This window comes from Microbacterium sp. P5_B6 (genome assembly GCF_056400345.1).
This window is the reverse complement of record NZ_JBFULL010000003.1, coordinates 122641-149443: the sequence shown is the minus strand read 5'-3', so window position 1 is coordinate 149443 and position 26803 is coordinate 122641. Positions and strand designations below refer to the sequence as shown.

Here is a 26803-nt window from a genome sequence, read left to right as displayed (position 1 = left end):
ATGACAGGGCGGAGTGGTGCCACCTCGCCTCTAGACTCGCTGGGTGGCCAAGCTCTACTTCCGCTATGGGGCGATGAACTCCGGCAAGTCGACATCCATGCTGCAAGCCGCATACAACTACGAGGAGCGCGGTCAGCACGTGCTGCTCGCCAAGCCCGCCGTCGACACGAAGGGTGCCGACGAGATCTCCAGCCGGCTCGGAGTCTCGCGACCCGTCGACTTCCTGATCGGCCCTCACGACGACGTGCGGACGCTGTTCCAGACTCATCGCGCCCGGGTGCAGCGCGAGGCGGCGGGCTCGCTCGTGCCGGAATCGGACGAGCACGCGGTTGACGTGGCGTGCCTCCTGATCGACGAGGCGCAGTTCCTGACCCGAGAGCAGGTCGATGATCTGCTGCGGATCGTGGTCCTCGACGGTGTCCCGGTGCTCGCGTACGGCATCCGCACCGACTTCCAGACCCGGGCGTTTCCCGGATCGAGGCGGCTCCTGGAGCTCGCCCACTCGCTCGAGGAGCTCAAGACCATCTGCCGGTGCGGCGCCAAGGCGATCTTCAACGCCCGCCTCGTCGGAGGCCGCTTCGTGTTCGACGGCGACCAGGTGGCGATCGACGAGCTGTCGGCCGACCGCGTGACCTACGAATCGATGTGCGCCGACTGCTATCTGCGGGAGTCCGGCGGGAGCCTCGGCTGAATCCTCTGACTTGCATGGTCTGACCACTCGTTGTATCGTGGCCGGACCACAATGAGGAGGATCCGCGTGGCAGACGACGTCGCCCCCGCCCCGGCCCGCGCATGGCGGGTGGTGCTCGAGAAGATCGAGTCCGACCTGCTCGAGGGCAGGCTGGCGCCCGGCGACCGGCTCGCACCGGAACGCGAGCTCGCGACGACGCTCGGCGTGGGCCGGTCGAGCGTCCGTGAAGCGCTGCGCGTGCTCGAGGTGATGGGCCTGATCCGCACGGGGACCGGGTCCGGGCCGACCTCCGGCGCCATCATCATCGCGACGCCCCGCGGCGGACTGGCAGCCCTTCTGCGGCTCCAGGTCGCCGCGCAGGGATTTCCGATCTCCGACATCGTTGCGACGCGCCTCCTGCTGGAGCAGTGGGTGGTCGGCACCCTCGCGGCTCAGCCGAAGGCCGACCTCGCCGACGTGCACTCGACGCTGGTTGCGATGGACGACGCCTCGCTGTCCACCGATGAGTTCATCGCCCTCGACGCCCAGTTCCACCTCGCCCTCGCCGACGCGTCCGGCAACGTCGTCGTCGCGGCCTCCATGGCCGGCCTTCGCACGTCGATCGAGTCGTATGTGAAGGCGGGCGGGCAGCGGATTCCCGATTGGGATGCTGCTGCCGCCCAGCTTCGGAGCGAGCATCACAACCTCATGCGGGCGATCGACGCCGGCGAGATCGATCAGGCCCGCACCATCGTCCACGACCACATCTCCGGCTTCTATGCCGCCGCGGGCCTCACCCGCGAGTGAAGAAAGGATCTCTGCCATGGTGACCCGGCAGCTGCCCGTCCCCTCTGAGCTGCTCGAGCTCATGAAGTTCAAGAAGCCCGAGCTCAACGGCAAGAAGCGCCGGCTCTCCAGCGCTCTCACGATCGCCGACCTCCGCGCCATCGCGAAGCGCCGGACGCCCAAGGCCGCTTTCGACTACACCGACGGGGCGGCCGAGGGCGAGCTCTCGCTCAGCCGTGCACGGCAGGCGTTCGAAGACGTCGAGTTCCACCCGAGCATCCTGCGACCCGCTGAACGGGTCGACATGTCCACGACGGTCCTCGGCGGCCCGTCCGCACTTCCGTTCGGCATCGCGCCGACCGGGTTCACGCGCCTCATGCAGACCGAGGGCGAGATCGCCGGTGCATCCGCGGCGGCGGCGGCCGGCATCCCGTTCACCCTCTCGACCCTCGGGACCACCTCGATCGAGGACGTCAAGGCAGCGAACCCCCACGGGCGCAACTGGTTCCAGCTCTACGTCATGCGCGACCGCGAGATCTCGTACGGCCTCGCGCGGCGCGCAGCCGCCGCGGGCTTCGACACGCTGATGTTCACTGTCGACACCCCGGTCGCGGGCGCCCGTCTGCGCGACAAGCGCAACGGCTTCTCGATCCCGCCGCAGCTGACGCTGGGCACGATCATCAACGCCATCCCGCGGCCGTGGTGGTGGTACGACTTCCTCACGACTCCCAAGCTGGAGTTCGCGTCGCTGGCGACGACCGGCGGCACGGTGGGGGAGCTGCTGAACGCGGCGATGGACCCGACGATCAGCTACGAGGACCTCGAGGTGATCCGGGGGATCTGGCCGGGCAAGATCGTCATCAAGGGCGTGCAGAACGTCGAGGACTCTAAGCGCCTCGTCGACCTCGGCGTCGACGGCATCATCCTCTCGAACCACGGCGGCCGCCAGCTCGACCGCGCCCCGATCCCGTTCCACCTGCTGCCGAATGTCGTGCGCGAGGTCGGAAGCGACGCGACGATCATGATCGACACCGGCATCATGAACGGCGCCGACATCGTCGCGTCCATCGCCCTCGGCGCGAAGTTCACCCTGATCGGGCGCGCCTACCTCTATGGCCTGATGGCCGGCGGCCGCGAGGGCGTCGACCGCACGATCGCGATCCTCCGGAGCGAGATCGAGCGCACGATGCAGCTACTGGGCGTCGCTTCCCTCGAAGAGCTCGAGCCCAAGCACGTGACGCAGCTCACACGGCTGCTTCCGCTTGCCGGCGCGCCTGTCGAGGCCGAGGCGGGCGGAGCGCCGCGAGTCCGCACCTGACCCGGCATCGCCCACAACTGCGCAGTGCCCTCGGGAATCACTTCCCGAGGGCACTGCGTGTTCAGCGGTGTCGTGAAGCCCGCGATCAGCGCGACGGCAGAGTCGGGATGAGGTCCTCGAGGTAGTCGGCGGTGTCCTCCCAGCCGTCGACCGCGTGGCACTCGACGCCCATCGCGAGCACGGGGTAGTCGTTTCCGTCCGGGTCGAGCCGGTCGCCGACGAAGAGCATGTCGTCCAGCGGGATGCCGGTCTGCTCGGCGAGCTGCCGCATGCCGTAGGCCTTGTCGATGCCGCGCTGGGTGATGTCGACCGACGTCGAGCCCCCCGAGCGCACCTCGAGGTCGGGGATGCGCTCCGCGACAGCTCCGCGCAGCGCGTTCTTCTTGGCGCCGGTGGGATCCCATGCCGTCTTCGCGTCGAGCGGCGCACGCTGGCCGAGCGCCGAGAAGGTGATCTGCGAACCGCGGTCCTCGAGGATGTCACCCCACGTCTCGGATTCCCAGACGCCGAGGCGCTTGGCTTCTTCCTCGACCGCCGTGAGCGCGCGGGTCTTCTCGTCGTCGGTCAGGGCGTGCGCGTAGACCGTGACGATCCCGTCGGGCGTCACGCGGTAGTACTGGGTTCCGCAGGTCGGCAGCAGGTGAAGCCGCGAGAGTGCCTGGGGAGAGGCATCCGGAAGTCGGTCTACCACCTGCGCCGTGAACTGAGCGAGCTGTCCACCCGAGATGATCGCGACATCGACCTTCTCGGCGAGGGCGACCAGGAGATCGCCCATGCGAGGATCGATCGCGCTCTTGGAGGGCGCGAGGGTGTCGTCGAGATCGAACGCGACGAGGCGGGGGTGCGGCATTCGTGCTCCAGTCTTCGGGCGGCTCGATGTACGGCGAGAGGCCCCACCAAGGTACTGGTGGAGCCTCTCTGCTGTCGGGGTGACAGGATTTGAACCTGCGGCCTCTTCGTCCCGAACGAAGCGCGCTACCAAGCTGCGCCACACCCCGCGACAACCCTTCGAGTCTACCCGATGGAGGCTCGGGGTCCGAATCGACCGCCCGTCTCAGGCACGGGCGACGAAGGTGATGAGCGATGCCTCGGGCCGGCACGCGAACCGCACGGGCGCGTAGATCGAGTGCCCCAGTCCCGCACTGACGTTGAGCGGCACCCTGCGTCCGCCCCGTGACCACTCGCTCAGCCCGCGCGCCTGGCGCAGCGGGATGTCGCAGTTGGCCACCAGCGCGCCGAATCCGGGCACGCGTACCTGGCCGCCATGGGTGTGGCCGGCGAAGATCATGTCGGCGCCCAGGGTCGTGAAAGGGTCGAGAACCCGCCGGTAGGGTGCGTGGGTGACGCCGATCGTGAGGTCCGCGTCCCCGTTGCCGCGGAGATCGTCGATCTGGTCCGGCAGCGCCGCAAGCCGATCCCAGCCACGGTGGGCGTCGCTGACGCCGAAGGCGTCGAGGCGGAGTCCGGCGACCTTGAGCGTGGCCGCGGAGTTGTTGAGATCGGTCCAGCCGAGGTCCTCGGTCAGGTAGGTGTCGAGCGACTGGGTGTCGAGCGGCTCCACGGTGACGCTCACCTTCGACGGCCCCGTGAAGTACCTCAGTGGGTTCCGGGGCGAAGGGGCGGCGTGGTCGTTCGAACCGTGCACGAAGACCCCAGGGATGCCGCGCAGCGGGTCGAAGGCGTGCCGGAGCCCGCGGAGCCCGAGTTCGTGTCCGAGGTTGTCGCCGGTGTTGACCACGAAGTCCGGCTCGAGGGCCGCGAGCGATGCGATCCAGCGCTGCTTGCGCTTCTGCCAGGGCGCCATGTGGGCGTCGGAGAGATGAAGCACCTTGAGCGGCTTGGAGCCTTTCGGCAGGAGCGGCAGCTCGTGACGCCGGAGGGTGAACAGGTAGCGCTCGATGCCGATGCCCCAGATCGCCGAGCCGAGAGCGACCGCCCCCACTGCGCCGAGCGCGGTGAGGGCGGTGCGTGCCGGTGCCGCCGTCACCGGCTGCAGTGCTCGCTCTTGTAGTCCACCAGGATCGTCGAATTGCGGTTGACCTGGGTGCCTCCCGCCGGGTTGGTGCCGGTTGCCTGGCCGTTGCCCTTGATGCCCTTCTCCTCGACGCACGCCCCGGGTTGGACGTCGCCGAAGCCGACCGACCTCAAGTAGCTGATCGCCTCGCTGACGCTGCGGCCCGCCACGTCACCCGGGACGGCGACAGCGTTGCCGTTGCTCGGGCTGATGGTGACCGTCGTCCCGCTGGCGACCTTGCCCGCGCCCGGGTTCTGCGCGGCGACGAGACCGGCTGCTGCTGACGAGTCGATGGGCTCGCCGACGGAGACCTCGAATCCTGCCTCGCGAAGCGCATTCGTCGCCTGGTCAATCGTCTGTCCGATGACGTTCGGCAGGTCGGCGAGAGTCTGACGGGTGAGGTCGCGGTCGGGCTGCGGGAACTCATCGCCGCCGTAGAACTCGTCGGCGGCGCGTTGCATGGCTGGAGCGATCCGGTGGCGCATCTTGTTGAGCTGAGTGCCCTTCGCCCACTGCTTGCTGAGGGACGCGAAGCCCTGGGAGTTTCCGACCCAGACTGCCGTCGCGACCTTCGTCGACGATTCGACCATCCACGTCTGGTCATCCTCGTTGGTACCGGTCTTGCCGATCACAGGTGTGCCGTCGTTGGGGTTCGACACCGCACCCGTTCCGCTGCCCCGCATGACGCCCTGCAGCGCGAACGCGGCAGTTGCTGCGATCTTCGGGTCCAGCACCTGCGTACAGGTCGACTGCGGCGGAGTGATCTCGTTTCCGTCGGCGTCGGTGACGCGGTCGATCGCTTTCGGGGTGCAGTAGATGCCGTTGTTCGCGACGGTCGCGTATGCCCCGGCCATCGCGATCGGCGCGACCGCGTTGGAGCCGACAACGGAGAAGAGGGTGTCCATTTGGACCTCGTTGCCGTTGCCCTGGCGCACGCCCATCTTGGTCGCCACGTTCTTGATGTCACACAGATCGAGCTTCTCCGCCATGGCGAAGAATCCGGTGTTCAGTGATGCTGCGGTGAACTGCATCGGCGTCCCGACGTAGCCGGGTGCCCGCTGGAAGTTGTTGACGACCTCGTTCTTCGTGTTCACCCAGGCCGAGCCGCAGTGGTTCTCCACCTTCTTGAAGGCTCGAGCCCGCCCGTTGAGGACCTCGTTGAGCGAGTGACCCTTCTCGAGCCAGTCGATCAGCGTGAAGAGCTTGAACGTCGATCCGACGGCGAAGCCGGAAGAGTTGCCGTGCGCGGAGTCCGCGGCGTACACGAGGCTCGTGTAGCCCGGGTCGACGTCGGTCAGGGCCTTGTCCTCGCTGAACTGGGTGTTCTGCACGATCGAGAGCACGCGACCCGTCGTCGCCTCCAGGCTGACTCCAGAGGCGCCGAAGCTCATGCCGTCGATCTTCGCCGGTGCCGTGCTGGTCATCGCCTGCTCGGCGGGGATCTGCACGCGGAGGTCGAGCGTGGTGTAGACGTTCAGGCCGCCGCGGCGCAGCGCCTTGTCGCGCTCCTCCTGGGTTGCCCCGAAGGCTGTGTCGGTCCGGATGATGTTCTTGACGTACTGGCAGAAGTACGCGCTGCCACCGGCGGCGACGCATCCGGTTTTGGGCTCGGTGATCACGGGGGTGATGGGCTCCGCCACAGCAGCATCATGCTGCTCCTGCGTGATCTTGCCGTCGGCCAGCAGACGCGCCAGAACGTAGACCTGGCGTTCCTTGGTGACCTTATAGCCGTCCGCTTGGCTGTTCAGGGGATTGCCGTCAGTGTCCGTCATCGAGCCGCCGACCTTGTCGATGCGGTACGAGTTGGGGTTCTGCACCATGCCGGCGAGAGCCGCGGCCTGGCTGAGCGACAGATCATGAGCGGAGACGCCGAAATAGTGGCGGGCAGCGGCGTCGATGCCGTACGTGACACCGCCGAAGCCGGCGATGTTCAGGTAGCCCAGCAGGATCTCGTCCTTCGAGTACTTCTGCTCGAGCGCAATCGCGTAGCGCATCTCCTGGAGCTTGCGCTGGATGCCCTTGTCGCCCGTGGCTGTGGTCGCCTCCGTGTAGCAGTTGTCAAGATCCTCTTGTGTGCTCGCACTCGCCTCACACCGCTGGACCAGGATGTTCTTGACATACTGCTGGCTGATCGAGGAGCCGCCTCGGCTGTCGGCTCCGCGCACATTGTCGTAGACCGCGCTGACCGTGCCGACGAGGTCGATGCCGCCGTGCTTGTAGAAGTTCTTGTCTTCACTGGACAGGATCGCGTCGTACATCACGGGCGCGATCTGATCGAACTCCACCGGCGAGCGGTTCTGGTCGTAGAACTTCGTCAGTTCGACGGGCTCCCCGGCTTCGTTCGTGTAGTAGAACGTCGTCGGGAGCATGAGCTTCTCGATCTCGAGAACGCTCGGAAGATTGTCGAACATCGTGATGGCACTGGATGCCGCAGCCCCCGACAGGGCGATGGCGGGAGTGACTGTGGCGGCGATGAGGACACCCGCCACAGCGCTCAGGCCTACGAGGCCGGCGAAGCCGCCGAGCACACCGCTGGCCGTGCGTTTGGTATCAGGCATAGGCTAGATCGTAGGGGAGATACCTGGGCGATCCCTTTACGGGGGCCCGCGCGTCAGCCATCTTCATGGCCGCGATCAGGGCTTCCCTCTCCACTCCCTCGACCCTCCCAGGAGCCGCAGATGACCACGTGGGAATACCTCACGACTCCCCTTCTCATCCACAACACCGCTGCGATCCTGAACAACTGGGGCAAGCAGGGCTGGGAGCTGGTCCAGGTGGTGACCGGTCCCGAGGGCGGCCTGGTCGCGTATCTCAAGCGGCCTGTGGGCGGCGGAGACCAGAATGCCGGGCTGGATGCCGCAGCAGCCGCCGCGAAGCAGTTCGAGGCCTGAGCCATGACGGTCTCCCAGCGGCTCGCCGAACTCGGCATCGACCTGCCCCAGGTCGTCCCTCCTGTCGCCTCCTACATTCCCGCGAAGGCGCACGGCGACCTCGTCTACACGTCGGGCCAGCTGCCGATGATCGCCGGCGTGATGCCCGCGACGGGCAAGGTGGGCGACGATGACCACCTCGTTCCGGCGTCGGACGCCAAGGGCTACGCCCGGCAGTGCGCGCTGAACGCGCTCGCGGCCGCGGGCGCGGCGGTGGGCGGGGTGGACCGGCTCACCGGCGTGCTGAAGGTCGTTGGGTTCGTGGCATCCGTCCCGGAGTTCACCGGCCAGCCCGGCGTCGTCAACGGCGCGAGTGAGGTGCTCGGCGAGATCTTCGGCGATGCGGGTCGACACGCCCGCTCGGCGGTCGGCGTCTCGGCCCTGCCGCTCGACAGCCCGGTCGAAGTCGAGGTCGTCTTCAGCTTCGAGTGACCTCGCCCTACTAAGACGATGGATGCCTCAGCCGCGCCGGCTGAGGCATCCGTCGTCTAGGGATCGCGTCGCCCGCTCACCGGCGATCGAGCGATGGGCGCTGCCCGCGTATCGGGATCACTTGACCTGCGCGCTGATCACCGACATGACGGCGGTGTCGGCGAGAGTCGTGGTGTCGCCCACTTCGCGTCCCTCGGCGACGTCGCGCAGGAGCCGGCGCATGATCTTGCCCGACCGGGTCTTGGGAAGCTCGCCCACGATGTACACGTCACGCGGCCTCGCGATGGGCCCGATCTGCTCGCCGACCCACAGGCGCAGCGAGTTGGCCAGTCCTCCGGCGGAGTGCTCCTTGAGGTAGGACTCCTTGATGATCACGAAGGCCACCACCGCCTGCCCCGTGGTCTCGTCGGAAGCGCCGACGACAGCCGCCTCGGCGACGGCCTCGTTGCCGACGAGCGCCGACTCGATCTCGGTGGTGGAGAGACGGTGACCAGAGACGTTCATGACGTCGTCCACCCGGCCGAGCAGCCAGACATCGCCGTCCTCGTCCAGCCGGGCGCCGTCGCCGGCGAAGTAGTAGCCCTGCTTCTGGAACTTGTCCCAGTACGTCTCCTTGAAGCGCTCGGGGTCGCCCCAGATGCCGCGGAGCATGCTCGGCCACGGCTCGGTCACGACGAGCAGGCCGCCGTTGCCGTTGCCGACGTGCGCGCCGTCCTCGTCGACGACATCGATCGAGATGCCCGGGAACGGAACCTGGGCGCTGCCCGGCTTCGTCTCGGTGACACCGGGGAGGGCCGAGATCATGATCGCGCCGGTCTCGGTCTGCCACCACGTGTCGACGATCGGCGCCGTCTTGTCGCCGATGATCTTGCGGTACCACATCCACGCTTCCGGGTTGATCGGCTCCCCGACCGAGCCGAGCAGGCGCAGCGACGAGAGATCGAACTTCTTCGGCACCGCGCGGCCGATCTTCATGAAGGAGCGGATCGCCGTCGGCGCCGTATAGAGGATCGTGACCCCGTACTTCTCCACGATCTCCCACCACCGACCGGGGTGCGGGGTGTCGGGCGTCCCCTCGTACAGCACCTGCGTAGCGCCGTTGGCGAGCGGCCCGTAGGTGACGTACGTGTGTCCTGTGACCCAGCCGATGTCGGCCGTGCACCAGTAGACATCTGTGGCGGGGTGGATGTCGTGCACGGCCCTGTTCGTGAGTGCCGCCTGCACGAGGTACCCGCCGGACGTGTGCAGGATGCCCTTGGGCTTTCCGGTCGTTCCCGACGTGTAGAGGATGAAGAGGGGGTTCTCGGCGGGGAAGGCCTTCGCCTCGTGCTCGGCTGAGGCGGCCGGGACCACCTCGTGCCACCAGAGGTCGCGTCCCTCGACCCAGTCGACGTCGTTTCCACCCCGCCGGACGACGATCACGTTCTCGACGGTCTCCTGGGCGCCCGAGCCGTTCCGATCGGCGAGAGCGAGATCGACCGCCGGCTTGAGCGGCGAGACCTTTCCCTTCCGATAGCCGCCGTCGGCGGTGATGACGAGCTTCGCGCCGGCGTCGTCGATGCGGGAACGCAGGCTGTCTGCCGAGAAGCCGCCGAAGACGACGGAGTGGATCGCGCCGATGCGGACGACGGCGAGCATCGCGGCGATCGCCTCAGGAATCATCGGCATATAGATCGCGACGCGGTCGCCGGCGCCGATCCCGAGTCCTTCGAGCACGTTCGCGAGGCGCTTGACCTCTTCGGTGAGCTCGCCGTAGGTGACCCGGCGCTCGTCGCCCTGCTCTCCCTCCCACAGCAGCGCGACACGGTCGCCGTTGCCGGCCTCCACGTGGCGATCCAGGCAGTTGAAGGCGACGTTGAGCTCGCCGTCGGCGAACCACTTCGCGAAGGGCGGGTGGGTCCAGTCGAGCACCTCGGTGAACGGCTTGTGCCAATGCAGCAGCTCGCGAGCACTGTCTGCCCAGAAGCCCTCCCTGTCGGTCGCCGCGCGCTCATACAGATCGGCGGGTGCGACGGCGTTCGCCGCGAAGTCCGGGGACGGGGCGAATCGACGGGTCTCTTCGAGGAGGTGATCGATCTGGCTGCTCATGCGGCGCGCTCCTTTGCGGCTTCATTCGGGATGTCGAGAAGGGATGGGATGCCGCAAGCAATCTACTCACAGGGCCGCGCACCCACTACCTCCGATAGTGGGTGGTGACCTTCAGCGACCCCGCACCGATATATCGGAATGAATACACCAAGCTGCTGTACCTGCGCTGTCTGTTTGCGTAAGCTCATCCACGGCCGAACTTCGATTCTGGCATTGCGGCACCTGCACCCCCCGAAGATCGCGGTGCCGCGCGCGGCGGCATCCCATTCCCCCCATGGGATGCCGCCCGTTTTCGTTGTGGCCGGCAGGCGGCAGCTCCCGCGCCTGTTCCTCCCCAGCGACGGCCCGCGTGGCCTCCTCCACCATCGCGGTGGATGCCGACATCGCCCGGCGACCCGCTCTCTAGCGTCGAGGGATGCCCGAGCCGTTCGTCGTCCAGCCCCGCCCGGGGGCGAGGCGCGAGGCCGTGCCCGATCTGATCACCGCCGTGCCGAGCATGCCGGTCCAGGCCGTGCTGCCGACGGTGCCGGTCTCGTCGGAACGCCGAGCCCCGGGAGACGCACGAGGTGCGCATGCCTTCGTTCCGGCGGGGAGCGAACGGAGAGCATCCGATGTCGCATCGGCCCCCGGCGCCGGCCGGCGGGAGCCAGAACAGCCCGTCCTCGCGCGCGACCTGCCCGACCACCCTGCGCTCGCTCCGCTGCTTCCCTTTCTCCTCGATCCTTCGGTGACCGACCTCTTCATCAACGGTGGCGACGGACTGTGGGTCGATCATGGCGGGGGAGCGGTCCGGGTCTCCGAGTGGCGGGCCGAGGAGCAGGATGTGCGCGAGCTTGCTATCGCTCTGATCGCGCTCGGCGGCAGGCACCTCGACGACGCTTCAGCCTGCGTCGACGTGCGGCTGGAGGGCGGCATCCGGGTGCATGCTGTGCTGCCGCCGGTATCAGCCGGGGGAACGGTGGTGTCCATTCGCGTGCCCGCGCTGGGCGTGCCGACGCTCGGCGCACTCGAGCAGGGCGGCATGTTCACCGCCGCGACACGCGCCGAGCTCGAGGCGATGGTGGAGCGGCGGGCCAACCTCCTCGTGACCGGTGCCGCCGGCGCAGGGAAGACGACGCTCCTCGCAGCACTGCTGGGATGTGCCGATCGCGCCGAGCGCATCGTGACGATAGAAGATGTCGCCGAACTGCGCATCGATCACCCGCACCACGTGCGTCTCGAGGCACGGCAGCCCAATCTCGAGGGCGCAGGCGGGATCGGCCTGGCCCGCCTCGTCCGCGAGGCGCTTCGGATGAGGCCCGACCGCCTGGTGCTCGGAGAATGCCGTGGCGAAGAGGTGCGCGAGCTGCTGACCGCCCTCAATACAGGGCACGACGGGGGAGCGGGCACACTCCACGCCAATGGGCTCCATGATGTGTCGGCGCGACTCGAAGCGCTCGGAGCGCTCGCCGGCATGGACGATCGCGCACTTGCTCGGCAGGTCGTCAGCGCGATCGGGATCGTCCTGCATGTCGCCCGCGGCCGAGACGGGAGCCGCCGTATCTCAGCCATCGGGCGACCGGCGCTGGATGCCGCCGGGCGCCTCGTCATCGAGGAGCAGGACTGATGGGGATGCGGCTTCCGACGCGTCGCCGGCGGGGGCAGGGGAGGGTCGATGCCTCCGCAGATTCGCTGCTGCGATTGGCCGTCCTTCTGCAGTCAGGGCTCTCGCCTGCCCGCGCATGGGAGCTCGCGGCGGAGACAGGAGACGCTCTGGCCGCCCGAGTCCACGTCGCCCGAGCGGATGGTCTGGCCCTTCCCGACGCCATCGCTGCCGAGGGCGGTGCCTGGCGGGAGGTCGCAGCCGCCTGGACCATCGCGACGACGGTCGGAGCTCCTCTCGCGGACTCGCTGCGGGCAATCGCATCGGCTCTGCGTGACGCTGAGGAGGCGGCGGACGACGTCCGCGTCGCGCTCGCCGAGCCGGCAGGCACCGCGCGCCTGATGGGCTGGTTGCCGCTCGTGGCGATCGCGCTCGGCGCGGCGCTCGGCTTCGACACCGCGACCACCCTCGTCACCAGTCCGCTCGGCATCGGCTGCCTCGTGGCCGGGTTGGCGCTCATTCTCGCGTCACACCGCTGGACCGCTGCGCTCGTACATGGGGCGGCCGCTGATCCCGGCGTCCCGGGCCTGGGAGCAGAGCTCCTGGCGGTGGCGCTGTCCGGTGGGGTCTCGATCGACCGCGCCCGCGAGGTCGTGCAAAGGGCGCGCGGGGTCGATGCGGATCCATCGGTCGACGAGGTGCTGGCGCTCTCGCAGCGCGCCGGCATCCCCGCCGCCGAACTGCTCCGGGCGACCGCAGGACTCGCCCGCCACAGGGCCAGGATCGACGGCCGACTGCGGGCGGCGCGCCTGTCGTCGCGGCTGCTCCTGCCGCTGGGGGTCTGCACTCTCCCGGCGTTCCTCCTCCTCGGGGTCGCTCCGATGCTCCTGGGCGTCATGTCGACGATGTCGCTGTCGCTCTAGGTGGCACGTGAACGTGGATCCAGATCACGCATCTCGAGCGCGCAGAGCGGCGGGCTCCGACGTGAAGAGTCGCCGAGACGAACCATCCCAATAAGTAGGAACACCGAAGCAAGAAGGAGAACACCATGTCGATCCCCTCCCTGAGCCGTCGCAGCGCTGCCCGCCTGTTCGGCGACGACACCGGCGCCGCGACCGCCGAATACGCCATTGCGACGATGGCAGCCGTGGCCTTCGCCGGACTGCTCGTCGTGATCATGCGCTCGGACGAGGTGCGCGGCATCCTGACCGATCTCATCCGTCGCGCGCTGACAGTCGCATGAGGTGTCGACGGCTCGGCGACGACCGCGGTTCGGTCGTCGCCGAGTTCGCCGTCGCGTTGCCGGCAATCGCTCTCGTCATCGTCTTCGGCGCCGGCGCGCTCGCCGCCGGTGCCAAGCACGTGCTGCTGCAGGATGCCGCGGCGGACGCCGCCCGCGTCATCGCGCGCGGCGAGCCGGCGGCATCCGCATCCGCGATCGTCGATGCCGCCGTCGGCGCTGCCACGACTGCCATCGAAGAGCGGGGCGACGTGGTGTGTGTCACTGTGACCGCACCCTCGGCCATCGTCGCCATCACTCTGTCCGCTCGCTCCTGCGCGCTGTCGGGGGGCCTGTGATGGCGGGCACGACGCTTGTCGTCGGGATCGTCGCAGGGTCTGCAGCGCTCACCATCGGCTTCGCGGCGATCGGAGCGGCCGCCGTCACGAGCCAGTGGCTGGCCGGCGCCGCCGACGCGGCAGCCCTCGCGGCAGCAGATGCCGCATCGGGCGCGGTATCGGGCGATCCGTGCGCACGCGCGGACGAGATCGCGGCGGCATCCGGAGCATCCCTTTCGGCCTGTCAGGTGGATGGACTGATCGCCACGGTGGCGGTGTCCGGCGCCTTCGGCAACCTGACTGCCACGGCATCGGCCCGCGCCGGGCCGCCGCCGGCAGGGGCCGCCGGCGAATGAGCCGGAGACGCTCACCTGAGTGCTCTCACAGCGTCGACCATCGGAAGCGGTGTGTATGGTGTGCTTCGAAGAAAGGACGACCCACGTTGTCTCAAGGCAAGAAGCTCGTGATCGTCGAGTCCCCGACGAAGATGAAGTCGATTCAGGGATATCTCGGCGATGGCTACGAGGTGCTCAGCTCCGTCGGGCACATCCGCGATCTCGCAAGCAAGAAGGAGATCCCGGACGACAAGAAGCAGGCGTACGGCAAGTACTCGATCGACATCGACAACGGGTTCGACCCGTATTACGTCGAGAGCGTGCGCGGCAAGAAGACGGTCGCCGAGCTCAAGCGCGCCCTCAAGACGGCGGACGAACTCCTGCTCGCGACAGATGAGGACCGCGAGGGCGAGGCGATCGCGTGGCACCTCCTTCAGGCGCTGAAGCCCAAGGTCCCCGTGCGCCGCATGGTCTTCCACGAGATCACCCAGGACGCGATCCGAGCGGCCGTCGACCACACGCGCGAACTCGACCTCGCACTCGTCGATGCCCAGGAGACTCGTCGAATCCTCGACCGCCTGTACGGGTGGGATGTCAGTCCTGTGCTCTGGTACAAGGTGCAGCAGGGCACGTCGGCCGGTCGCGTGCAGTCCGCTGCGACTCGCATGGTCGTGGAGCGCGAGCGCGAGCGCATGGCCTTCGTGTCGGCCTCGTACTGGGACATCGCGACACTCGCCCTCAAGGGCGAAGCGTCCTTCGCCGCACGCCTGGTGCGCGTCGACGGCGCACCCCTCGCCCGCGGCACGGACTTCGACGACCGCGGTGAGCTGAAGAAGGCGGTTCTCGTTCTCGACGAGAGCCAGGCGCGCGGCTTGGCCGAAGCCATCGAAGCGGCGGGCACAGCATCCGTCACCGGTGTCGAGGCGAAGCCGGGCACCCGCAGCCCCAAGGCGCCGTTCACCACCTCGACCCTCCAGCAGGAAGCCGGCCGCAAGCTCTCGATGAGCGCCAAGCACGCGATGAGCGTGGCGCAGCGACTCTACGAGAAGGGCTTCATCACCTATATGCGCACGGACTCCACCGCCCTGAGCACGCAGGCGGTGCAGGCGGCGCGCGCGCAGGCCGTGGCGCTGTACGGCGAGAAGGCTGTGCCGCTCAATCCGCGGGTCTACGCGAACAAGAGCAAGAACGCGCAGGAGGCGCACGAAGCCATCCGCCCGTCGGGGGAGACGTTCCGCACGCCGTCGGAGGTGTCGGGCGAGCTCGATCGCGACGAGCAGCGCCTGTACGACCTCATCTGGAAGCGCACGATGGCGAGCCAGATGTCCGACGCGAAGCTCGAGACGACCACGGTCACGCTCGAGGTGACGGCCGACGGCCGCCGCGCGGAGTTCACCGCTTCGGGGACGGTCTACACGTTCCGCGGGTTCCTCGACGCATACGAGGAGAGCCAGGACGAGAAGCGCGGCGACGCCGACAAGGCCGACGACCAGTCGCTGCCGGCGCTCGCCGTCGGCGACGACCTTCGCTTGAAGGACGTCGAGGCGAAGGGCCACGCGACCTCCCCGAAGCCCCGCTACACCGAGGCGAGCCTGGTCAAGGCGCTCGAGGAGAAGGGGATCGGCCGCCCCTCGACCTTCGCCAGCATCATCGATGTGATCCTGAACCGCGGGTACGTCACGAAGCGGGGGCAGGCTCTCATCCCGAGCTGGCTCGCCTTCAGCGTCGTGCGCCTTCTCGAGGAGCACTTCGCGGACCTCGTCGATTACGACTTCACGGCTGCGCTCGAGGATGACCTCGACGCGATCGCCCGGGGCGAGCAGAAGCGCGAGGACTGGCTGAAGGACTTCTACTTCGGCTCGGATGGGCAGGTCGGACTCCGACACATCGTCGACAATCTCGGTGAGATCGATGCCCGAGCGCTCAACTCGACGCCCATCGGCGACGTCGCCACCCTCCGCTTCGGCAAGTACGGCCCGTATCTCGAGATCGCGGACCCGGAGAATCCGGAAGGGGAGCCCCGACGGGTCAACATCCCTGAGGAACTGGCCCCGGACGAGCTGACGCCCGCCAAGGCGCAGGAGCTCATCGACGCCCCGGTGGCGGGCGATCGGGTGCTGGGCGAGAACGCGGAGAACGGCAAGCTGATCGTCGTCAAGGACGGGCGCTTCGGGCCCTACGTGCAGGAGATCGACCCGCCAGCGGACGAAGAGATCGACGAAGAGACCGGCGAGGTCATCGCCGCTCCGGTCGTCGAGGCGCCGAAGAAGCGCGGAGTGAAGAAGGAAGCCGCTCCGAAGCCGCGCACCGCATCGCTGTTCAAGTCGATGTCCGTCGAGACGATCGACCTCGAGACGGCGCTGAAGCTCCTCTCCCTGCCGCGTGTGGTGGGTGTCGACCCCGAGAGCGGTGCGGAGATCACCGCCCAGAACGGCCGGTACGGCCCCTACCTCAAGAAGGGCACCGACTCGCGGACGCTGCAGAGCGAGGATCAGCTCTTCGACATCACGCTCGATGAGGCGCTGGCGGTGTACGCCCAGCCCAAGTACGGCGCACGCGGTGCATCGAGCGCGCTCAAGGAGTTCGAGGCCGACCCCGTGAGCGGCAAGGCGATCAAGGTCAAGGACGGCCGATTCGGACCGTACGTCACCGACGGCGAGACCAATGCCACGATTCCGCGGGGCGAGACGGTCGAGGCGGTCGACTTCGCTCGGGCTGTCCAGCTGCTCGCCGACAAGCGCGCCAAGGGGCCCGCTCCGAAGCGAGCGACCCGCACCACGACCCGCAAGGCGCCGGCAAAGAAGTGACGGCGGACGCGGCATCCCGAGACGAGTTCTCGGGCCTGTTCGTCACGTTCGAGGGCGGGGACGGCGTGGGCAAGACCACGCAGTCCGCGCTGCTCGAGGAGTGGCTCGTCGGTCGCGGGCGGACGGTCGTGCGCACGCGCGAGCCGGGCGGAACAGAGGTGGGCGTCCTCGTGCGCGACATCGTGCTCCACCACCGCGGAGACGTCGCGCCAAGGGCCGAGGCGCTGCTGTACGCCGCCGACCGTGCTCATCATGTCGAGACCGTCGTCCGGCCGGCCCTCCGTCGCGGCGAGATCGTGATCCAGGATCGCTACTTCGACTCGTCGGTCGCCTACCAGGGCGATGGGCGACAGCTCGAGCCCCGCGAGATCCGCGATCTGTCGATGTGGGCCGCTCGCGGGCTGGTGCCCGACCTCACCGTGCTGCTCGACCTCGATCCGCGCACCGCCCGCGGGCGGCTCGATGCCGATGACAAGCCGTTCGACCGGCTCGAAGCGGAGCGCGAGGACTTCCACGCGCGCGTCCGCGAGCGCTTCCTCGCGATCGCAGCGGAGGAGCCGGCACGGTTCCTCGTGCTGGATGCCGCCCGCCGTCCGGAGGACCTCGCCGCCGACATCCGTGTCCGGGTCGAGCTGCTCCTGGCCCCCGAGGGCGACGTCCGGGCCCGCGGATAGGCTGGGGAACATGGATGTCACCGCCCCTGTCGCCGCCCTGCCCTGGGGCGATGTGTGGGGGCAGGACGACGCGGTCGCGGCGCTGCAGGCAGCGGCATCGGATCCGGCGTCTCTCACGCATGCCTGGCTGATCACCGGACCGCCCGGCTCCGGACGATCCACGCTCGCCTACGCGTTCGCGGCTGCCCTGATCGCGTCTCCCGGCGACGAGCAGGTGATGCGGCAGGTGCTCGCGGGCACCCATCCCGACCTCACCTCGCTTCGCACCGAGGGCGTGATCATCTCGATCAAGGATGCCCGCGCGCTCGTGGAGCGGTCCTACTTCGCGCCGTCGCTCGGCCGGTATCGCGTGATCGTGATGGAGGATGCCGACCGCATGGCGGAGCGGACGTCCAACGTGCTGCTGAAAGCCCTCGAGGAGCCTCCGGAGCGAACGGTCTGGGTGCTGTGCGCGCCGAGCGACGCCGATCTCCTGCCGACCATCCGCTCGCGGGTGCGCACCTTGAGGCTGCGCGATCCCGAGGTCGCCGACGTCGCCAGGCTCATCGTGCAGCGCACCGGAGTGGATCCGGCAGTCGCCGAGCAGTCGGCCCGTCACGCCCAGCGTCACATCGGCATGGCCCAACGGCTGGCAACAGATGCCTCCACTCGCGCTCGGCGCGACGAGACCCTGCGCGCGGTCCTGCGGGTGCGGGGCGTGGGAGACGTCGTGGAGGTGGCCGGCATGATCGTGCAGGCGGCGACCGACGACGCCAAGGCGCTCACATCAGAGCGCGATGAGAGTGAGCGGGCCAACCTGCTGCGCACGCTCGGGATCGCCGAAGGCGCGTCCGTGCCGCCTGCAGTCCGCTCTCAGCTGTCGACGCTCGAAGACGAGCAGAAGCGACGCGCCACGCGCAGCCTTCGGGACGGCATCGACCGCGTGCTGACCGACCTCCAGTCGATGTTCCGCGACATCGTCGTGCTGCAGTTCGGCCGAGACGACATCATCAACCGCGAACTCGAGCCGGCACTGCGTGCACTGGCCGGTGCCTGGACTCCGCAGCGCACCCTGACCGTGCTCGATCGCATCACCGATACCCGCCGTAACCTCGAGCAGAACGCGGCGCCCGCGCTCGCGCTCGAGAGCTTGCTCGTCACCGTCGCGAGCGGAAGGACGCCGTGAACGTCATCACCCGGCGCGTGCGGCGCACCGCCGCCCTCATCGCAGGCCTTGCCACAGCATCCCTCGTCCTCTCCGGCTGTCTCTACGGACTCATCCCGGATGAAGCACAGGTCTCGACCGAGAGCCTTGCACCCGACACCTCAGGGGTCGATGAAGCTCTGCTGCCCTTCTACGGGCAGGAGCTGGACTGGAGTCGCTGCGGCGACGGGTTCGACTGCACCACGGTGACCGCGCCGCTCGACTGGGCCGAGCCAGGCAAGGGCGAGATCGAACTCGCGGTCATCAGGCACCGCGCGACCAGCGGCGAGGCGATCGGCTCACTGCTCACGAACCCGGGCGGACCGGGCGCGAGCGGTCTCGCCCTCATCCGCGATTCGCTCGATTTCGCAGTCGGCGAGCCGCTTCAGAGGCAGTACGACGTCATCGGCTTCGATCCGCGCGGTGTCGGGGAGTCCACCGCGGTCCGGTGCTATGACGCCTCCGACATGGATGCCTATCTCTTCGAGATCCCTTCGGCCCCCCGCGGTTCCGATGCCTGGACCGACGAGCTTCTTGCCCGTCACGCCGAGTTCGCCAAGGCCTGCGATGCCGAAAGCAACGGGATCCTCCCGTACATCACGACAGACAACGCCGCGCGCGACATGGATCTGCTGCGGGGCGTGCTCGGCGACCAGAGTCTCAATTACCTCGGCTATTCCTACGGCACGTTCCTCGGCGCCACGTACGCGAAGCTCTATCCCGACCGTGTCGGGCGGCTCGTGCTGGACGGTGCCGTCGATCCGTCGCTGTCCGGCCTCGAGATGAACATCACGCAGGGCATCGGGTTCGAGGGCGCGCTTCGCGCGTACATGGCCGACTGTCTCGAGCAGGACGACTGCCCCTTCCGGGGAAGCGTCGACGAGGCGATGGCCGATCTCGGCACGCTGCTCGCGAGCGTCGATCGATCGCCTCTTCCCGCATCCGATGGGCGTGAGCTCGGTGCCGACTCTCTGCTGACCGCGATCGTGTCCGCGCTGTACTCGGAAGACAGCTGGCCGTACCTGACCATGGCGCTGGCAGACGTGCTGCAGGGGAACCCCGACATCGCGTTCCAGCTGGCGGACTTCTACTACGCCCGCGAGGACGGCGCCTACACCGACAACTCGACCGAGGCGTTCCGTGCATACAACTGCACCGACTATCCGTTGAACTCGACGCCCGAGGAGGAGGCCGCCGCCGAAGCCCTGCTCACCGAGAAGGCGCCCACCGTCGCTCCCTACTGGTGGGGACCCGACCCCTGCGAGGTGTGGCCGTATCCGCCGACGGGTGTCCGCGAGCACATCACCGCCGAGGGGGCGGCCCCGATCGTCGTCGTCGGCACGACGAACGATCCTGCGACCCCGTACGAGTGGGCGGTCTCGCTCGCGGACCAGCTCGCGTCGGGTGTGCTGGTGACCCGCGTCGGCGAGGGCCACACGGGATACAACAAGGGCAACGAGTGCGTGGACCGCGCCGTCGAGGCGTATCTGCTCAACGGCACGGTTCCCGAGGAYGGCCTCCGCTGCGAGTAGCGAAGGAACCGGGATGCCGGCCTCCTGGGTCAGTTCGCGAGCCCCGCCGCGAGCATGTAAACTCGAGGATCGTGCMCCGCGCAAGCGGGGTGCGCCACCTTAGCTCAGTCGGCAGAGCGATTCACTCGTAATGAATAGGTCAAGGGTTCGATTCCCTTAGGTGGCTCCACAAATCTTGATCTGACTGGAGTCTCGCCTCACATGAGAGGCAGAGAACCAGATGTGTTCGGCGATTATTCGGCGTTCATTCGTCGTCTGCCTGAGATCAAGAGACCCAATTCGCCGGCTCTTCGTGGTGCGTAGGAGCGTCTCGTTTTGCCTGGCGCGTCTCAGTTGCATGGACACCGAACGTACCGTCGCATTCGGCCTGGAACCGTTGCTTCCACGAGCGAGTTGGCTGACTATCTCGGCGTGCATGTGCAGGCCATCTACGACCTGCGCTGTGAGGGGCGCGTGCGTCATGAGCGTGTCGATGATCTCGAACCACGCCGCCCGCCAGCAGTTGTACGGCCACTGCCGCTCAACGCGAGCCGGGAACGGTAAAAACGGCGCGGGCGACGCCAGGGGGTTCCACGTTGGCCGCGTGACGGGGTCGATTGTCTCAGTGGCAAATTTGCGCGTTCTTTGCACTCTCACCGGGCGCAGAACTGGAGCAATGTGCCATAGCTTGGGCCTCGAACCCCGCTCTCAGKGGTGCGATCGGAGAGCTGATGAGCCCGGACCTGTCGGCCGCGACTGCGCTCGGCGCTGGCGCGCCACCGAAGGTGCGGACAGCATTCTTCCTCTCGGACAGCACGGGCATCACCGCCGAAACGCTGGGAAGCGCCCTGCTCGCCAACTTTCCTGGGCTGGTATTCGGCCGACACACGATTCCCTTTGTGGACACGGTCGAGGGTGCGCAGGCCGTGGCGCGCGACATCCGAGCTGTGGTCGATTCGAATGGACAGCCGATCGTGTTCACGACCGTGAAGTCGGCCGAGATCCTGGGCGAGCTGCAGGTTCCCGGCGCTGTCGTCGTGGATCTCCTTCGCGGACATCTGACCGAACTCGAGGTCGCCTTGGGAACCACGCGGTCCGAGCAGCTKGGTCAGTATCACGCGGTCGGCGATATCGAGCGGTATTTCGCACRTATGCGTGCGGTCGAGTACGCGATCGAGCATGACGACGGTCAGAGCGGCCGGGCCCTGGACATCGCCGACGTGATCATCATCGCGCCGTCCCGCTGCGGCAAGACGCCGACGACCATGTACCTCGCGCTGCAATATGGGCTTCTGGTGGCCAACTACCCGCTCACCGATGACGACTTTCCGACCGATGACCTGCCATCGTCCGTCAACCGGCACGCAGCGAAATGCTTCGGACTCACCACGACGCCGCTGCGGCTGAGTCAGGTGCGACACGAGCGGCGCCCGAATTCGGTGTACTCGAGCCTCGCGCAGTGCACCCTCGAGCTGCGCCGCGCCGAAGACCTCTATCGCCGCAATCGGGTGCCGTTCCTGAACTCTTCGACCAAGTCGGTCGAGGAGATGTCCGCGGTCATCATGCAGTCCATGCGGCTTCGCAGCTGACATTCACCTCGCAGTCTCACGTCCCGAAATCACTGATCAGGAGTCCTCATGACGAACATCCTCTGGTACAGCGAGGTCGGCATGGCCGATCTCTCGCAGGTCGGCGGCAAGAACGCGTCCCTCGGCGAAATGGTGTCGAACCTGTCTGATGCCGGGGTTCGCGTCCCGGGCGGCTTCGCGACGACCGCTGACGCGTATCGCGAGTTCCTGGCTGCGGACGGACTATATGACCGCATTCGCCGAACGGTCGAAGCGCTGGACGTCGCTGACGTGACGGAGCTCGCCCGGGTCGGCGCGAATGTGCGGGATTGGATCCTGGCGCAGCCGTTCCCGCCCGCATTCGAGCGTGGCATCCGCGAGGCGTACACGAAGCTGGTCGCCKACGATCCGCAGCCGGAGTTCGTGTCGTGGGCGGTGCGCTCCAGCGCGACCGCCGAGGATCTTCCGGATGCGTCGTTCGCGGGCCAGCAGGAGACCTTCCTCAACATCAGCGGGATCGAGAACATCCTTCTCGCCATCCGCAACGTGTTCGCGTCGCTGTACAACGACCGCGCGATCGCCTACCGCGTGCACCACGGCTTCGACCACCACGACGTCGCCCTGTCGGCGGGTGTGCAGCGGATGGTGCGATCGGATGTCGGCGCCTCCGGCGTGCTGTTCACCGTCGACACCGAGTCCGGATTCGACCAGGCCGTCTTCATCACCAGCTCGTACGGTCTCGGCGAGGCGGTCGTGCAGGGCGCCGTCAACCCGGACGAGTTCTACGTCTACAAGCCCGCACTCCAAGCGGGGCGCCCGGCGATCCTGAAGCGGTCAGTGGGGGAGAAGGCCGTGAAGATGGTCTACGCACACGGACGCCACGTCGGCGGCAGCACCCTTTTCACGAATGTCGATGCAGATGAGCGGGCGCGGTTCAGCATCACGGACGCCGAGGTCGAGGAGCTTGCCCGGCAGGCGCTGATCATCGAGGCGCATTATGGCCGGCCGATGGACATCGAGTGGGGCAAAGACGGGATCGACGGCGAGCTGTACATCCTGCAGGCGCGCCCGGAGACTGTCGTGTCGCGGGTCGACGGCAATGTCATGCGCCGGTTCGTGCTCGAGGACACCGGTGTCGTCGCGGTCGAGGGCCGGGCGATCGGCCAGAAGATCGGCGCCGGGCCGGTGCGTGTGATGACCTCTATCGCGCAGATGTCAGAGTTCCAAGCCGGAGACGTGCTCGTCGCCGACATGACCGATCCCGATTGGGAGCCGATCATGAAACTGGCGTCGGCGATCGTCACCAACCGGGGCGGCCGCACCTGCCACGCCGCCATCATTGCCCGGGAACTCGGCATCCCCGCCGTCGTCGGTACCGGGGATGCGACCCGGGTCCTGGTGAACGGGCAAGAGGTGACGGTGTCGTGCGCCGAGGGCGACACCGGCTTCGTCTACCAGGGCATCCTTGCCTTCGAGGAGGTCGTGACGCAGTTGGATGCGATGCCGGAGAGTCCGGTGAAAATCATGCTCAACGTCGGCACCCCCGATCAAGCGTTCTCGTTCTCCAAGCTTCCTCACCGGGGCGTGGGCCTCGCGCGGCTGGAGTTCGTGATCAACCGGCAGATCGGCATCCACCCCCGCGCGCTGCTCGAGTTCGACACGCTCGCGTCGCCGCTGCGCAACGAGATCGCCCAGCGGATCAGCGCGTACGCGTCGCCGCGGGAGTACTTCGTGAAGCGCGTCGCCGAGGGTGTCGCGATGCTCGGCGCCGCCTTCGCTCCGGAGCCGGTGATCGTGCGGCTGTCGGACTTCAAGTCCAACGAGTACGCGAACCTGATCGGCGGGGAGCTATACGAGCCGCACGAGGAGAACCCGATGATCGGGTACCGCGGCGCCTCCCGCTACATCTCGAACGACTTCCGCGCGTGCTTCGACATGGAGTGCGAGGCGCTGCGGTTCGTCCGCGACGAGATGGGCCTCACGAACATCGCCATCATGGTGCCGTTCGTCCGCACCCTCGGCGAAGCGGCGGCGGTCATCGACCTGCTCGCCGAGAACGGGCTGCGCCGCGGTGAGAACGGCCTGCGCGTCATCATGATGTGCGAACTGCCCTCCAACGCCGTCCTCGCCGACGAGTTCCTCGAGTACTTCGACGGCTTCTCGATCGGCTCCAACGACATGACCCAGCTCACCCTCGGCCTCGACCGCGACTCCGCCCTCGTCGCCGCGACCTTCGACGAGCGCGACCCCGCGGTGCTGAAGATGCTCTCGATGGCGATCGATGCCGGCAAACGCGCAGGCAAATACGTCGGCATCTGCGGACAAGGCCCCAGCGACCACCCCGACCTCGCCGACTGGCTCGTCGAACAGGGCATCGAATCCATGTCACTCAACCCCGACACCGTCGTCGAAACCTGGCTGCGGCTCGCGAACGGCGACCGGGAACTGGCGAGAGCTTGATGACCCGTGGTCGCGCGGTCGTGCGATGCCGGCGGGGAGACTGGGAGTGAACAGCGTGTAGGGCAGAAATGCGTGCGGTATCGGTGCACTCCTTGCGCCACAAATCTGAAGGCCTCAGGTCGCGCTCTCGTAGCGGCTGCGTAGAAGCGTCTTTCTGCCTCGCGCCGCCGTTCCACATCATCAAGTGCGAATGTCACGAAGTCCTCGTCCCGATCCGTGATGAACACATCCTCGACAGGATTCAATGGCGGCTCTCCCGGCCACGCCGTTTGACGGGTTGCCCGGCTGCGGTCGAGGCGTGTCCCGCAGCTGGTGACCCAGTCGTGCAGGCGTTGGCGGGCGTCGGCGAAGTCGCCGTGCCGCCGAGGGGGGCGGATCCGTGCTCGTCGGGGTCGTATGCGCAGAGCCAGTGGAGGTGCAGGGCAGATAGTTCCCAAACCAGCTCGGGGTGGCGGTGCCAGAACGGGGGGATCATGGATGCTGGGAGCCCGTAGGTGCGTCGAAGCCAGTTCACCCATCAGTTGAGCCGGATCTACTCGAGAGCGGCCTCTTCGGAGCTAAGCAGGTTCCAGTTCACCGGTCGTGGCGGCTCGGCCGTGCTCGGTTAGCTCGGCTCCAGCTCGGTGAACGCCGTCCTCGTTGCGGCGAAAGTGGGGCTGCCCGATCCGCACCTAGAGGCGGGTGTCGCCGTTTTCAGTGATCCACTGCTGCGGGTCGGAGGCCATGAAGCCGGAGACGGACTGCTGGGTGTGAAGAGCCATGGGACTGACCTTTCGTGTCCGTGGGGCGGACGGTCGCTCCATAAGAGAGGTGCGCCACGTCGGCCGGATCGTCACGACGGAAGCCAGATACGACGTCGGTGGTTGGTCGTAGGCTCCTGTCGGCCGGGGAGGGAGACCGGCGATCGGATCGAACAAGAGATACAGCGAGCATTACGACCGTCTGATGGATGACCGCATCTTGCAGCGTCTCGCCGCAGATYACCCGCTGCAGTCCTTGACTCCACAGGAACGCCAGGAGGCATTGCTTCCGGTCACTCGCGATCCGCAGCCGAAGAAGTGCAGGGCGTGGGTCCGGTTCGGTCCCCACGCGACGCAGGTGGAGGCGGTGGTTGTCGTGTGGAATGACCTGGCGTGCGGCGTGCAGTTTCAGGTGGGCGAGAAGGAGCTGCGCTGCTGGGTGTGGGCGAACGCTGTCACCGCCTCCCGGTGAGAGCCGGGGATCGATTGCCCAGATAGGTATCGGTGAAAACGACGGCGTGCACGCTGGGAGCACGGAGTCAGTGCCCGGATTCGAGTGCGAGCATGGAGGAGCCGAACAGAGGATGAACGATGCACGAGAGCACGACGCACGAGCCACGCCAGGACCGCGGGTCCAGCGACGGTCAGACGGACCGTCCCGCAGGAGGACGCGGAGCCAAGCGAGCCCCAATCCAGCTGGTCTTCCAGGTCGTCGCCACGGAACGGCTCTCGCCGCACCTGGTCCGCATCCACCTCGGCGGCGATGCCTTCGACTCCTTCATGGCCAGTGCCGACCCCGAACGCCTGGCCAAGACCGACAAGTACGTCAAGATCCTCTTCGCGAAACCCGAACTGGGGCTCGTGGCGCCCTACGACCTGGATGCCCTGCGCGAAACCCTCGACCCCGACGACATGCCGGCGCGGCGCACGTACACGGTCCGATCTGTCGACACCGTCGCCCGCACCTTGGCCATCGACTTTGTGGTGCACGGCGATGAGGGGGTCGCAGGTCCGTGGGCGGCATCCGCAGCCGTAGGCGACACGCTGAGCTTCTCCGGCCCTGGGGGACAGTATCGTCCGGCCGAGGGCGATGTGGAGCACCTGCTGATCGGTGACGATTCGGCGATCCCCGCGATCGCCGCGGCTGTCGAACTGCTCGGCCCCGATTCGCGAGGAACCGTCCTGATCGAGGTCGGCGACGCCCGGGACGAGGTCGAACTCACCGTGCCGGCCGGCATCACGCTGCGGTGGCTGCACCGGAGTCCTGCCGACTCGACGCAGACCGCGGGGTACGGAACGGTGCTGGTGGATGCGGTGGCGGCGATGCCACCGGCATCCGGTCCCGTCGATGTCTTCGCCCACGGCGAGCGTGAGGCGATGAAGCGGCTCCGCGGCATCCTGCACGACTCGTGGGGACTCGACCGTCGCGCACTGTCGCTGTCGGCGTACTGGGCACAGGGGCGCTCGGAAGACCGGTTCCAGGCCGAGAAGCGCGATCCCGTCGGCCAGATCTTCGAGGACTGAGCGCAACGGGCTGGCGTCTATCGCACGGGGACCGGCGCTGAGAACCTGCCGGGGCTCCCGATCAGCTGGAGTGCTCGCTGAGGAATGCCTCTGACTTGGCCTCAAGGAACACGCAGAGCTCAGCAAGCGCGCCGATCTCGTCCGCCATCTTCGCGATCGCCTCCGCGGCGAGGGTGACAGATTGCTCCCGAGGCTCGAACGTGATCGACCACGGGCGTCCGCTTCCCGGCGCAGGGGGTTCCAGGTAGATCACGGTGGGAGAATTCGGCAGCTGAACCGCCACGAGACCGGTGTCCGCACCGTCTGACCCGTCCTGCGGTATCGCTCGGATCGAACCAAGACGGGGGTCGCCCCGCCGTGCGAACTCGTCCACCCAGGCCTGCAGGGTGGCGAGCGTGCGGTAAGGCATCGTGAGATCTCTTTCGTTTTGCAGCGCGTCCGTGGACTCGGCGCGCGGGAATATCTTTGGGGGACCGTCGACGGTTCAATTTTAGCGTGTGGTCAGACCATGAAAATCGGAGGTCCCTGGATATCTTCTTGAAGCCTTCTGATGGTCACTCGATTTCCCGTTCGCGGTACTTCCCCCTCGATGCGCGGACCGTATGCCAGAGCAGTGACATATCG

23 protein-coding genes, 2 tRNA genes and 1 pseudogene are annotated in these 26803 nt (G+C 67.6%); 19 read left to right on the top strand and 7 right to left on the bottom strand.

The annotated features are described in order from the left end of the window. The first annotated feature begins 43 nt into the window (after window positions 1-43). From AC1DP3_RS05680 to AC1DP3_RS05670, 3 genes are all read left to right on the top strand, one after another. The gene (locus AC1DP3_RS05680; protein WP_477292158.1) at window positions 44-691 is read left to right on the top strand and encodes a thymidine kinase; all 648 of its coding nucleotides are present in this window, start codon (window positions 44-46) and stop codon (window positions 689-691) included. A gap of 66 nt (window positions 692-757) precedes the next feature. Further along, complete coding sequence (locus AC1DP3_RS05675; RefSeq protein WP_477292156.1) at window positions 758-1477, top strand: FadR/GntR family transcriptional regulator; 720 nt, start codon at window positions 758-760, stop codon at window positions 1475-1477. 16 nt (window positions 1478-1493) lie between these two features. Beyond that, a complete protein-coding gene (locus AC1DP3_RS05670) occupies window positions 1494-2774 on the top strand; it encodes an alpha-hydroxy acid oxidase (protein ID WP_477292154.1) in 1281 nt (426 codons plus the stop codon). A gap of 85 nt (window positions 2775-2859) precedes the next feature. On the opposite strand, the gene AC1DP3_RS05665 is transcribed toward AC1DP3_RS05670, so the two are convergent. The 4 genes from AC1DP3_RS05665 to AC1DP3_RS05650 all read right to left on the bottom strand — a co-directional run bounded on the left by AC1DP3_RS05665 (window position 2860) and on the right by AC1DP3_RS05650 (window position 7346). Further along, window positions 2860-3624, bottom strand: a complete 765-nt coding sequence (locus AC1DP3_RS05665; RefSeq protein WP_477292152.1) for an HAD-IIB family hydrolase — start codon at window positions 3622-3624, stop codon at window positions 2860-2862. Window positions 3625-3698: 74 nt separating this feature from the next. Next, window positions 3699-3772, bottom strand: a tRNA-Pro gene (locus AC1DP3_RS05660). A 56-nt stretch (window positions 3773-3828) separates the two neighbouring features. Then, the gene (locus AC1DP3_RS05655; RefSeq protein WP_477292150.1) at window positions 3829-4761 is read right to left on the bottom strand and encodes a metallophosphoesterase; all 933 of its coding nucleotides are present in this window, start codon (window positions 4759-4761) and stop codon (window positions 3829-3831) included. Then, a complete protein-coding gene (locus tag AC1DP3_RS05650; RefSeq protein ID WP_477292148.1) occupies window positions 4758-7346 on the bottom strand; it encodes a transglycosylase domain-containing protein in 2589 nt (862 codons plus the stop codon). The genes AC1DP3_RS05655 and AC1DP3_RS05650 overlap by 4 nt, the downstream gene beginning before the upstream one ends. A 120-nt stretch (window positions 7347-7466) precedes the next feature. Here AC1DP3_RS05650 and AC1DP3_RS05645 point away from each other — a divergent pair, with 120 nt between their 5' ends. After that, a complete protein-coding gene (locus AC1DP3_RS05645; protein ID WP_477292146.1) occupies window positions 7467-7679 on the top strand; it encodes a DUF4177 domain-containing protein in 213 nt (70 codons plus the stop codon). A 3-nt stretch (window positions 7680-7682) separates the two neighbouring features. Further along, window positions 7683-8150, top strand: a complete 468-nt coding sequence (locus AC1DP3_RS05640) for a RidA family protein (protein ID WP_477292144.1) — start codon at window positions 7683-7685, stop codon at window positions 8148-8150. Window positions 8151-8267: 117 nt separating this feature from the next. On the opposite strand, the gene acs is transcribed toward AC1DP3_RS05640, so the two are convergent. Continuing rightward, the gene (acs, locus tag AC1DP3_RS05635) at window positions 8268-10238 is read right to left on the bottom strand and encodes an acetate--CoA ligase (RefSeq protein WP_477292142.1); all 1971 of its coding nucleotides are present in this window, start codon (window positions 10236-10238) and stop codon (window positions 8268-8270) included. A gap of 415 nt (window positions 10239-10653) precedes the next feature. On the opposite strand from acs, the gene AC1DP3_RS05630 reads away from it, so the two are divergent. From AC1DP3_RS05630 to ppsA, 12 genes are all read left to right on the top strand, one after another. Then, window positions 10654-11844, top strand: a complete 1191-nt coding sequence (locus AC1DP3_RS05630) for a TadA family conjugal transfer-associated ATPase (RefSeq protein ID WP_477292140.1) — start codon at window positions 10654-10656, stop codon at window positions 11842-11844. Next, window positions 11844-12743 (top strand): type II secretion system F family protein, encoded by a 900-nt coding sequence (locus AC1DP3_RS05625; protein ID WP_477292138.1) that lies wholly within the window; start codon window positions 11844-11846, stop codon window positions 12741-12743. The genes AC1DP3_RS05630 and AC1DP3_RS05625 overlap by 1 nt, the downstream gene beginning before the upstream one ends. 125 nt (window positions 12744-12868) lie before the next feature. Continuing rightward, complete coding sequence (locus AC1DP3_RS05620) at window positions 12869-13063, top strand: DUF4244 domain-containing protein (protein ID WP_477292136.1); 195 nt, start codon at window positions 12869-12871, stop codon at window positions 13061-13063. Further along, window positions 13060-13398 (top strand): TadE family type IV pilus minor pilin, encoded by a 339-nt coding sequence (locus tag AC1DP3_RS05615; protein ID WP_477292134.1) that lies wholly within the window; start codon window positions 13060-13062, stop codon window positions 13396-13398. The genes AC1DP3_RS05620 and AC1DP3_RS05615 overlap by 4 nt, the downstream gene beginning before the upstream one ends. Further along, on the top strand, window positions 13398-13733 hold the full coding sequence (locus AC1DP3_RS05610; protein ID WP_477292132.1) for an Rv3654c family TadE-like protein: 336 nt from the start codon (window positions 13398-13400) through the stop codon (window positions 13731-13733). Before AC1DP3_RS05615 ends, AC1DP3_RS05610 begins: the two co-directional genes overlap by 1 nt. A gap of 86 nt (window positions 13734-13819) precedes the next feature. Next, window positions 13820-16519, top strand: a complete 2700-nt coding sequence (gene topA, locus AC1DP3_RS05605; RefSeq protein WP_477292130.1) for a type I DNA topoisomerase — start codon at window positions 13820-13822, stop codon at window positions 16517-16519. After that, window positions 16516-17193 (top strand): dTMP kinase, encoded by a 678-nt coding sequence (tmk, locus tag AC1DP3_RS05600; RefSeq protein WP_477292128.1) that lies wholly within the window; start codon window positions 16516-16518, stop codon window positions 17191-17193. The genes topA and tmk overlap by 4 nt, the downstream gene beginning before the upstream one ends. A 10-nt stretch (window positions 17194-17203) precedes the next feature. After that, window positions 17204-18358 carry a DNA polymerase III subunit delta' gene (locus tag AC1DP3_RS05595; protein WP_477292126.1) on the top strand — a complete coding sequence of 385 codons (1155 nt, stop codon included), beginning with the start codon at window positions 17204-17206 and terminating at the stop codon, window positions 18356-18358. A 5-nt stretch (window positions 18359-18363) separates the two neighbouring features. Beyond that, entirely contained in the window at window positions 18364-19908 is a 1545-nt protein-coding gene (locus tag AC1DP3_RS05590) for an alpha/beta hydrolase (protein WP_477292348.1), read from the top strand. Window positions 19909-20001: 93 nt separating this feature from the next. Beyond that, a tRNA-Thr gene (locus tag AC1DP3_RS05585) sits at window positions 20002-20077 on the top strand. 541 nt (window positions 20078-20618) lie between these two features. Beyond that, complete coding sequence (locus tag AC1DP3_RS05580; RefSeq protein ID WP_477292124.1) at window positions 20619-21476, top strand: pyruvate, water dikinase regulatory protein; 858 nt, start codon at window positions 20619-20621, stop codon at window positions 21474-21476. Between the two features lie 48 nt (window positions 21477-21524). Continuing rightward, entirely contained in the window at window positions 21525-23915 is a 2391-nt protein-coding gene (gene ppsA / locus AC1DP3_RS05575) for a phosphoenolpyruvate synthase (RefSeq protein ID WP_477292122.1), read from the top strand. 137 nt (window positions 23916-24052) lie between these two features. On the opposite strand, the pseudogene AC1DP3_RS05570 reads toward ppsA, so the two are convergent. Continuing rightward, window positions 24053-24492: pseudogene (locus AC1DP3_RS05570) on the bottom strand (hypothetical protein); the annotation flags it as partial. A 368-nt stretch (window positions 24493-24860) separates the two neighbouring features. On the opposite strand from AC1DP3_RS05570, the gene AC1DP3_RS05565 reads away from it, so the two are divergent. Both AC1DP3_RS05565 and AC1DP3_RS05560 read left to right on the top strand, forming a co-directional pair. Then, complete coding sequence (locus tag AC1DP3_RS05565) at window positions 24861-25127, top strand: hypothetical protein (RefSeq protein WP_477292120.1); 267 nt, start codon at window positions 24861-24863, stop codon at window positions 25125-25127. Window positions 25128-25246: 119 nt separating this feature from the next. Beyond that, window positions 25247-26179 (top strand): siderophore-interacting protein, encoded by a 933-nt coding sequence (locus AC1DP3_RS05560; RefSeq protein ID WP_477292118.1) that lies wholly within the window; start codon window positions 25247-25249, stop codon window positions 26177-26179. Between the two features lie 61 nt (window positions 26180-26240). On the opposite strand, the gene AC1DP3_RS05555 is transcribed toward AC1DP3_RS05560, so the two are convergent. Next, window positions 26241-26588: a hypothetical protein gene (locus tag AC1DP3_RS05555; protein ID WP_477292116.1), complete on the bottom strand. Its 348-nt coding sequence runs from the start codon at window positions 26586-26588 to the stop codon at window positions 26241-26243. Window positions 26589-26803: the final 215 nt, after the last annotated feature.

What these genes read in the sequence shown, in the direction of transcription:
- AC1DP3_RS05670 (WP_477292154.1), top strand. Translation starts at nt 1,494, where the DNA reads ATGGTGACCCGGCAGCTGCCCGTCCCCTCTGAGCTGCTCGAGCTCATG.
- AC1DP3_RS05665 (WP_477292152.1), bottom strand. Translation starts at nt 3,624, where the DNA reads ATGCCGCACCCCCGCCTCGTCGCGTTCGATCTCGACGACACCCTCGCG.
- AC1DP3_RS05650 (WP_477292148.1), bottom strand. Translation starts at nt 7,346, where the DNA reads ATGCCTGATACCAAACGCACGGCCAGCGGTGTGCTCGGCGGCTTCGCC.
- AC1DP3_RS05645 (WP_477292146.1), top strand. Translation starts at nt 7,467, where the DNA reads ATGACCACGTGGGAATACCTCACGACTCCCCTTCTCATCCACAACACC.
- AC1DP3_RS05640 (WP_477292144.1), top strand. Translation starts at nt 7,683, where the DNA reads ATGACGGTCTCCCAGCGGCTCGCCGAACTCGGCATCGACCTGCCCCAG.
- acs (WP_477292142.1), bottom strand. Translation starts at nt 10,238, where the DNA reads ATGAGCAGCCAGATCGATCACCTCCTCGAAGAGACCCGTCGATTCGCC.
- AC1DP3_RS05630 (WP_477292140.1), top strand. Translation starts at nt 10,654, where the DNA reads ATGCCCGAGCCGTTCGTCGTCCAGCCCCGCCCGGGGGCGAGGCGCGAG.
- AC1DP3_RS05625 (WP_477292138.1), top strand. Translation starts at nt 11,844, where the DNA reads ATGGGGATGCGGCTTCCGACGCGTCGCCGGCGGGGGCAGGGGAGGGTC.
- AC1DP3_RS05620 (WP_477292136.1), top strand. Translation starts at nt 12,869, where the DNA reads ATGTCGATCCCCTCCCTGAGCCGTCGCAGCGCTGCCCGCCTGTTCGGC.
- AC1DP3_RS05615 (WP_477292134.1), top strand. Translation starts at nt 13,060, where the DNA reads ATGAGGTGTCGACGGCTCGGCGACGACCGCGGTTCGGTCGTCGCCGAG.
- AC1DP3_RS05610 (WP_477292132.1), top strand. Translation starts at nt 13,398, where the DNA reads ATGGCGGGCACGACGCTTGTCGTCGGGATCGTCGCAGGGTCTGCAGCG.
- AC1DP3_RS05595 (WP_477292126.1), top strand. Translation starts at nt 17,204, where the DNA reads ATGGATGTCACCGCCCCTGTCGCCGCCCTGCCCTGGGGCGATGTGTGG.
- AC1DP3_RS05560 (WP_477292118.1), top strand. Translation starts at nt 25,247, where the DNA reads ATGCACGAGAGCACGACGCACGAGCCACGCCAGGACCGCGGGTCCAGC.
- AC1DP3_RS05555 (WP_477292116.1), bottom strand. Translation starts at nt 26,588, where the DNA reads ATGCCTTACCGCACGCTCGCCACCCTGCAGGCCTGGGTGGACGAGTTC.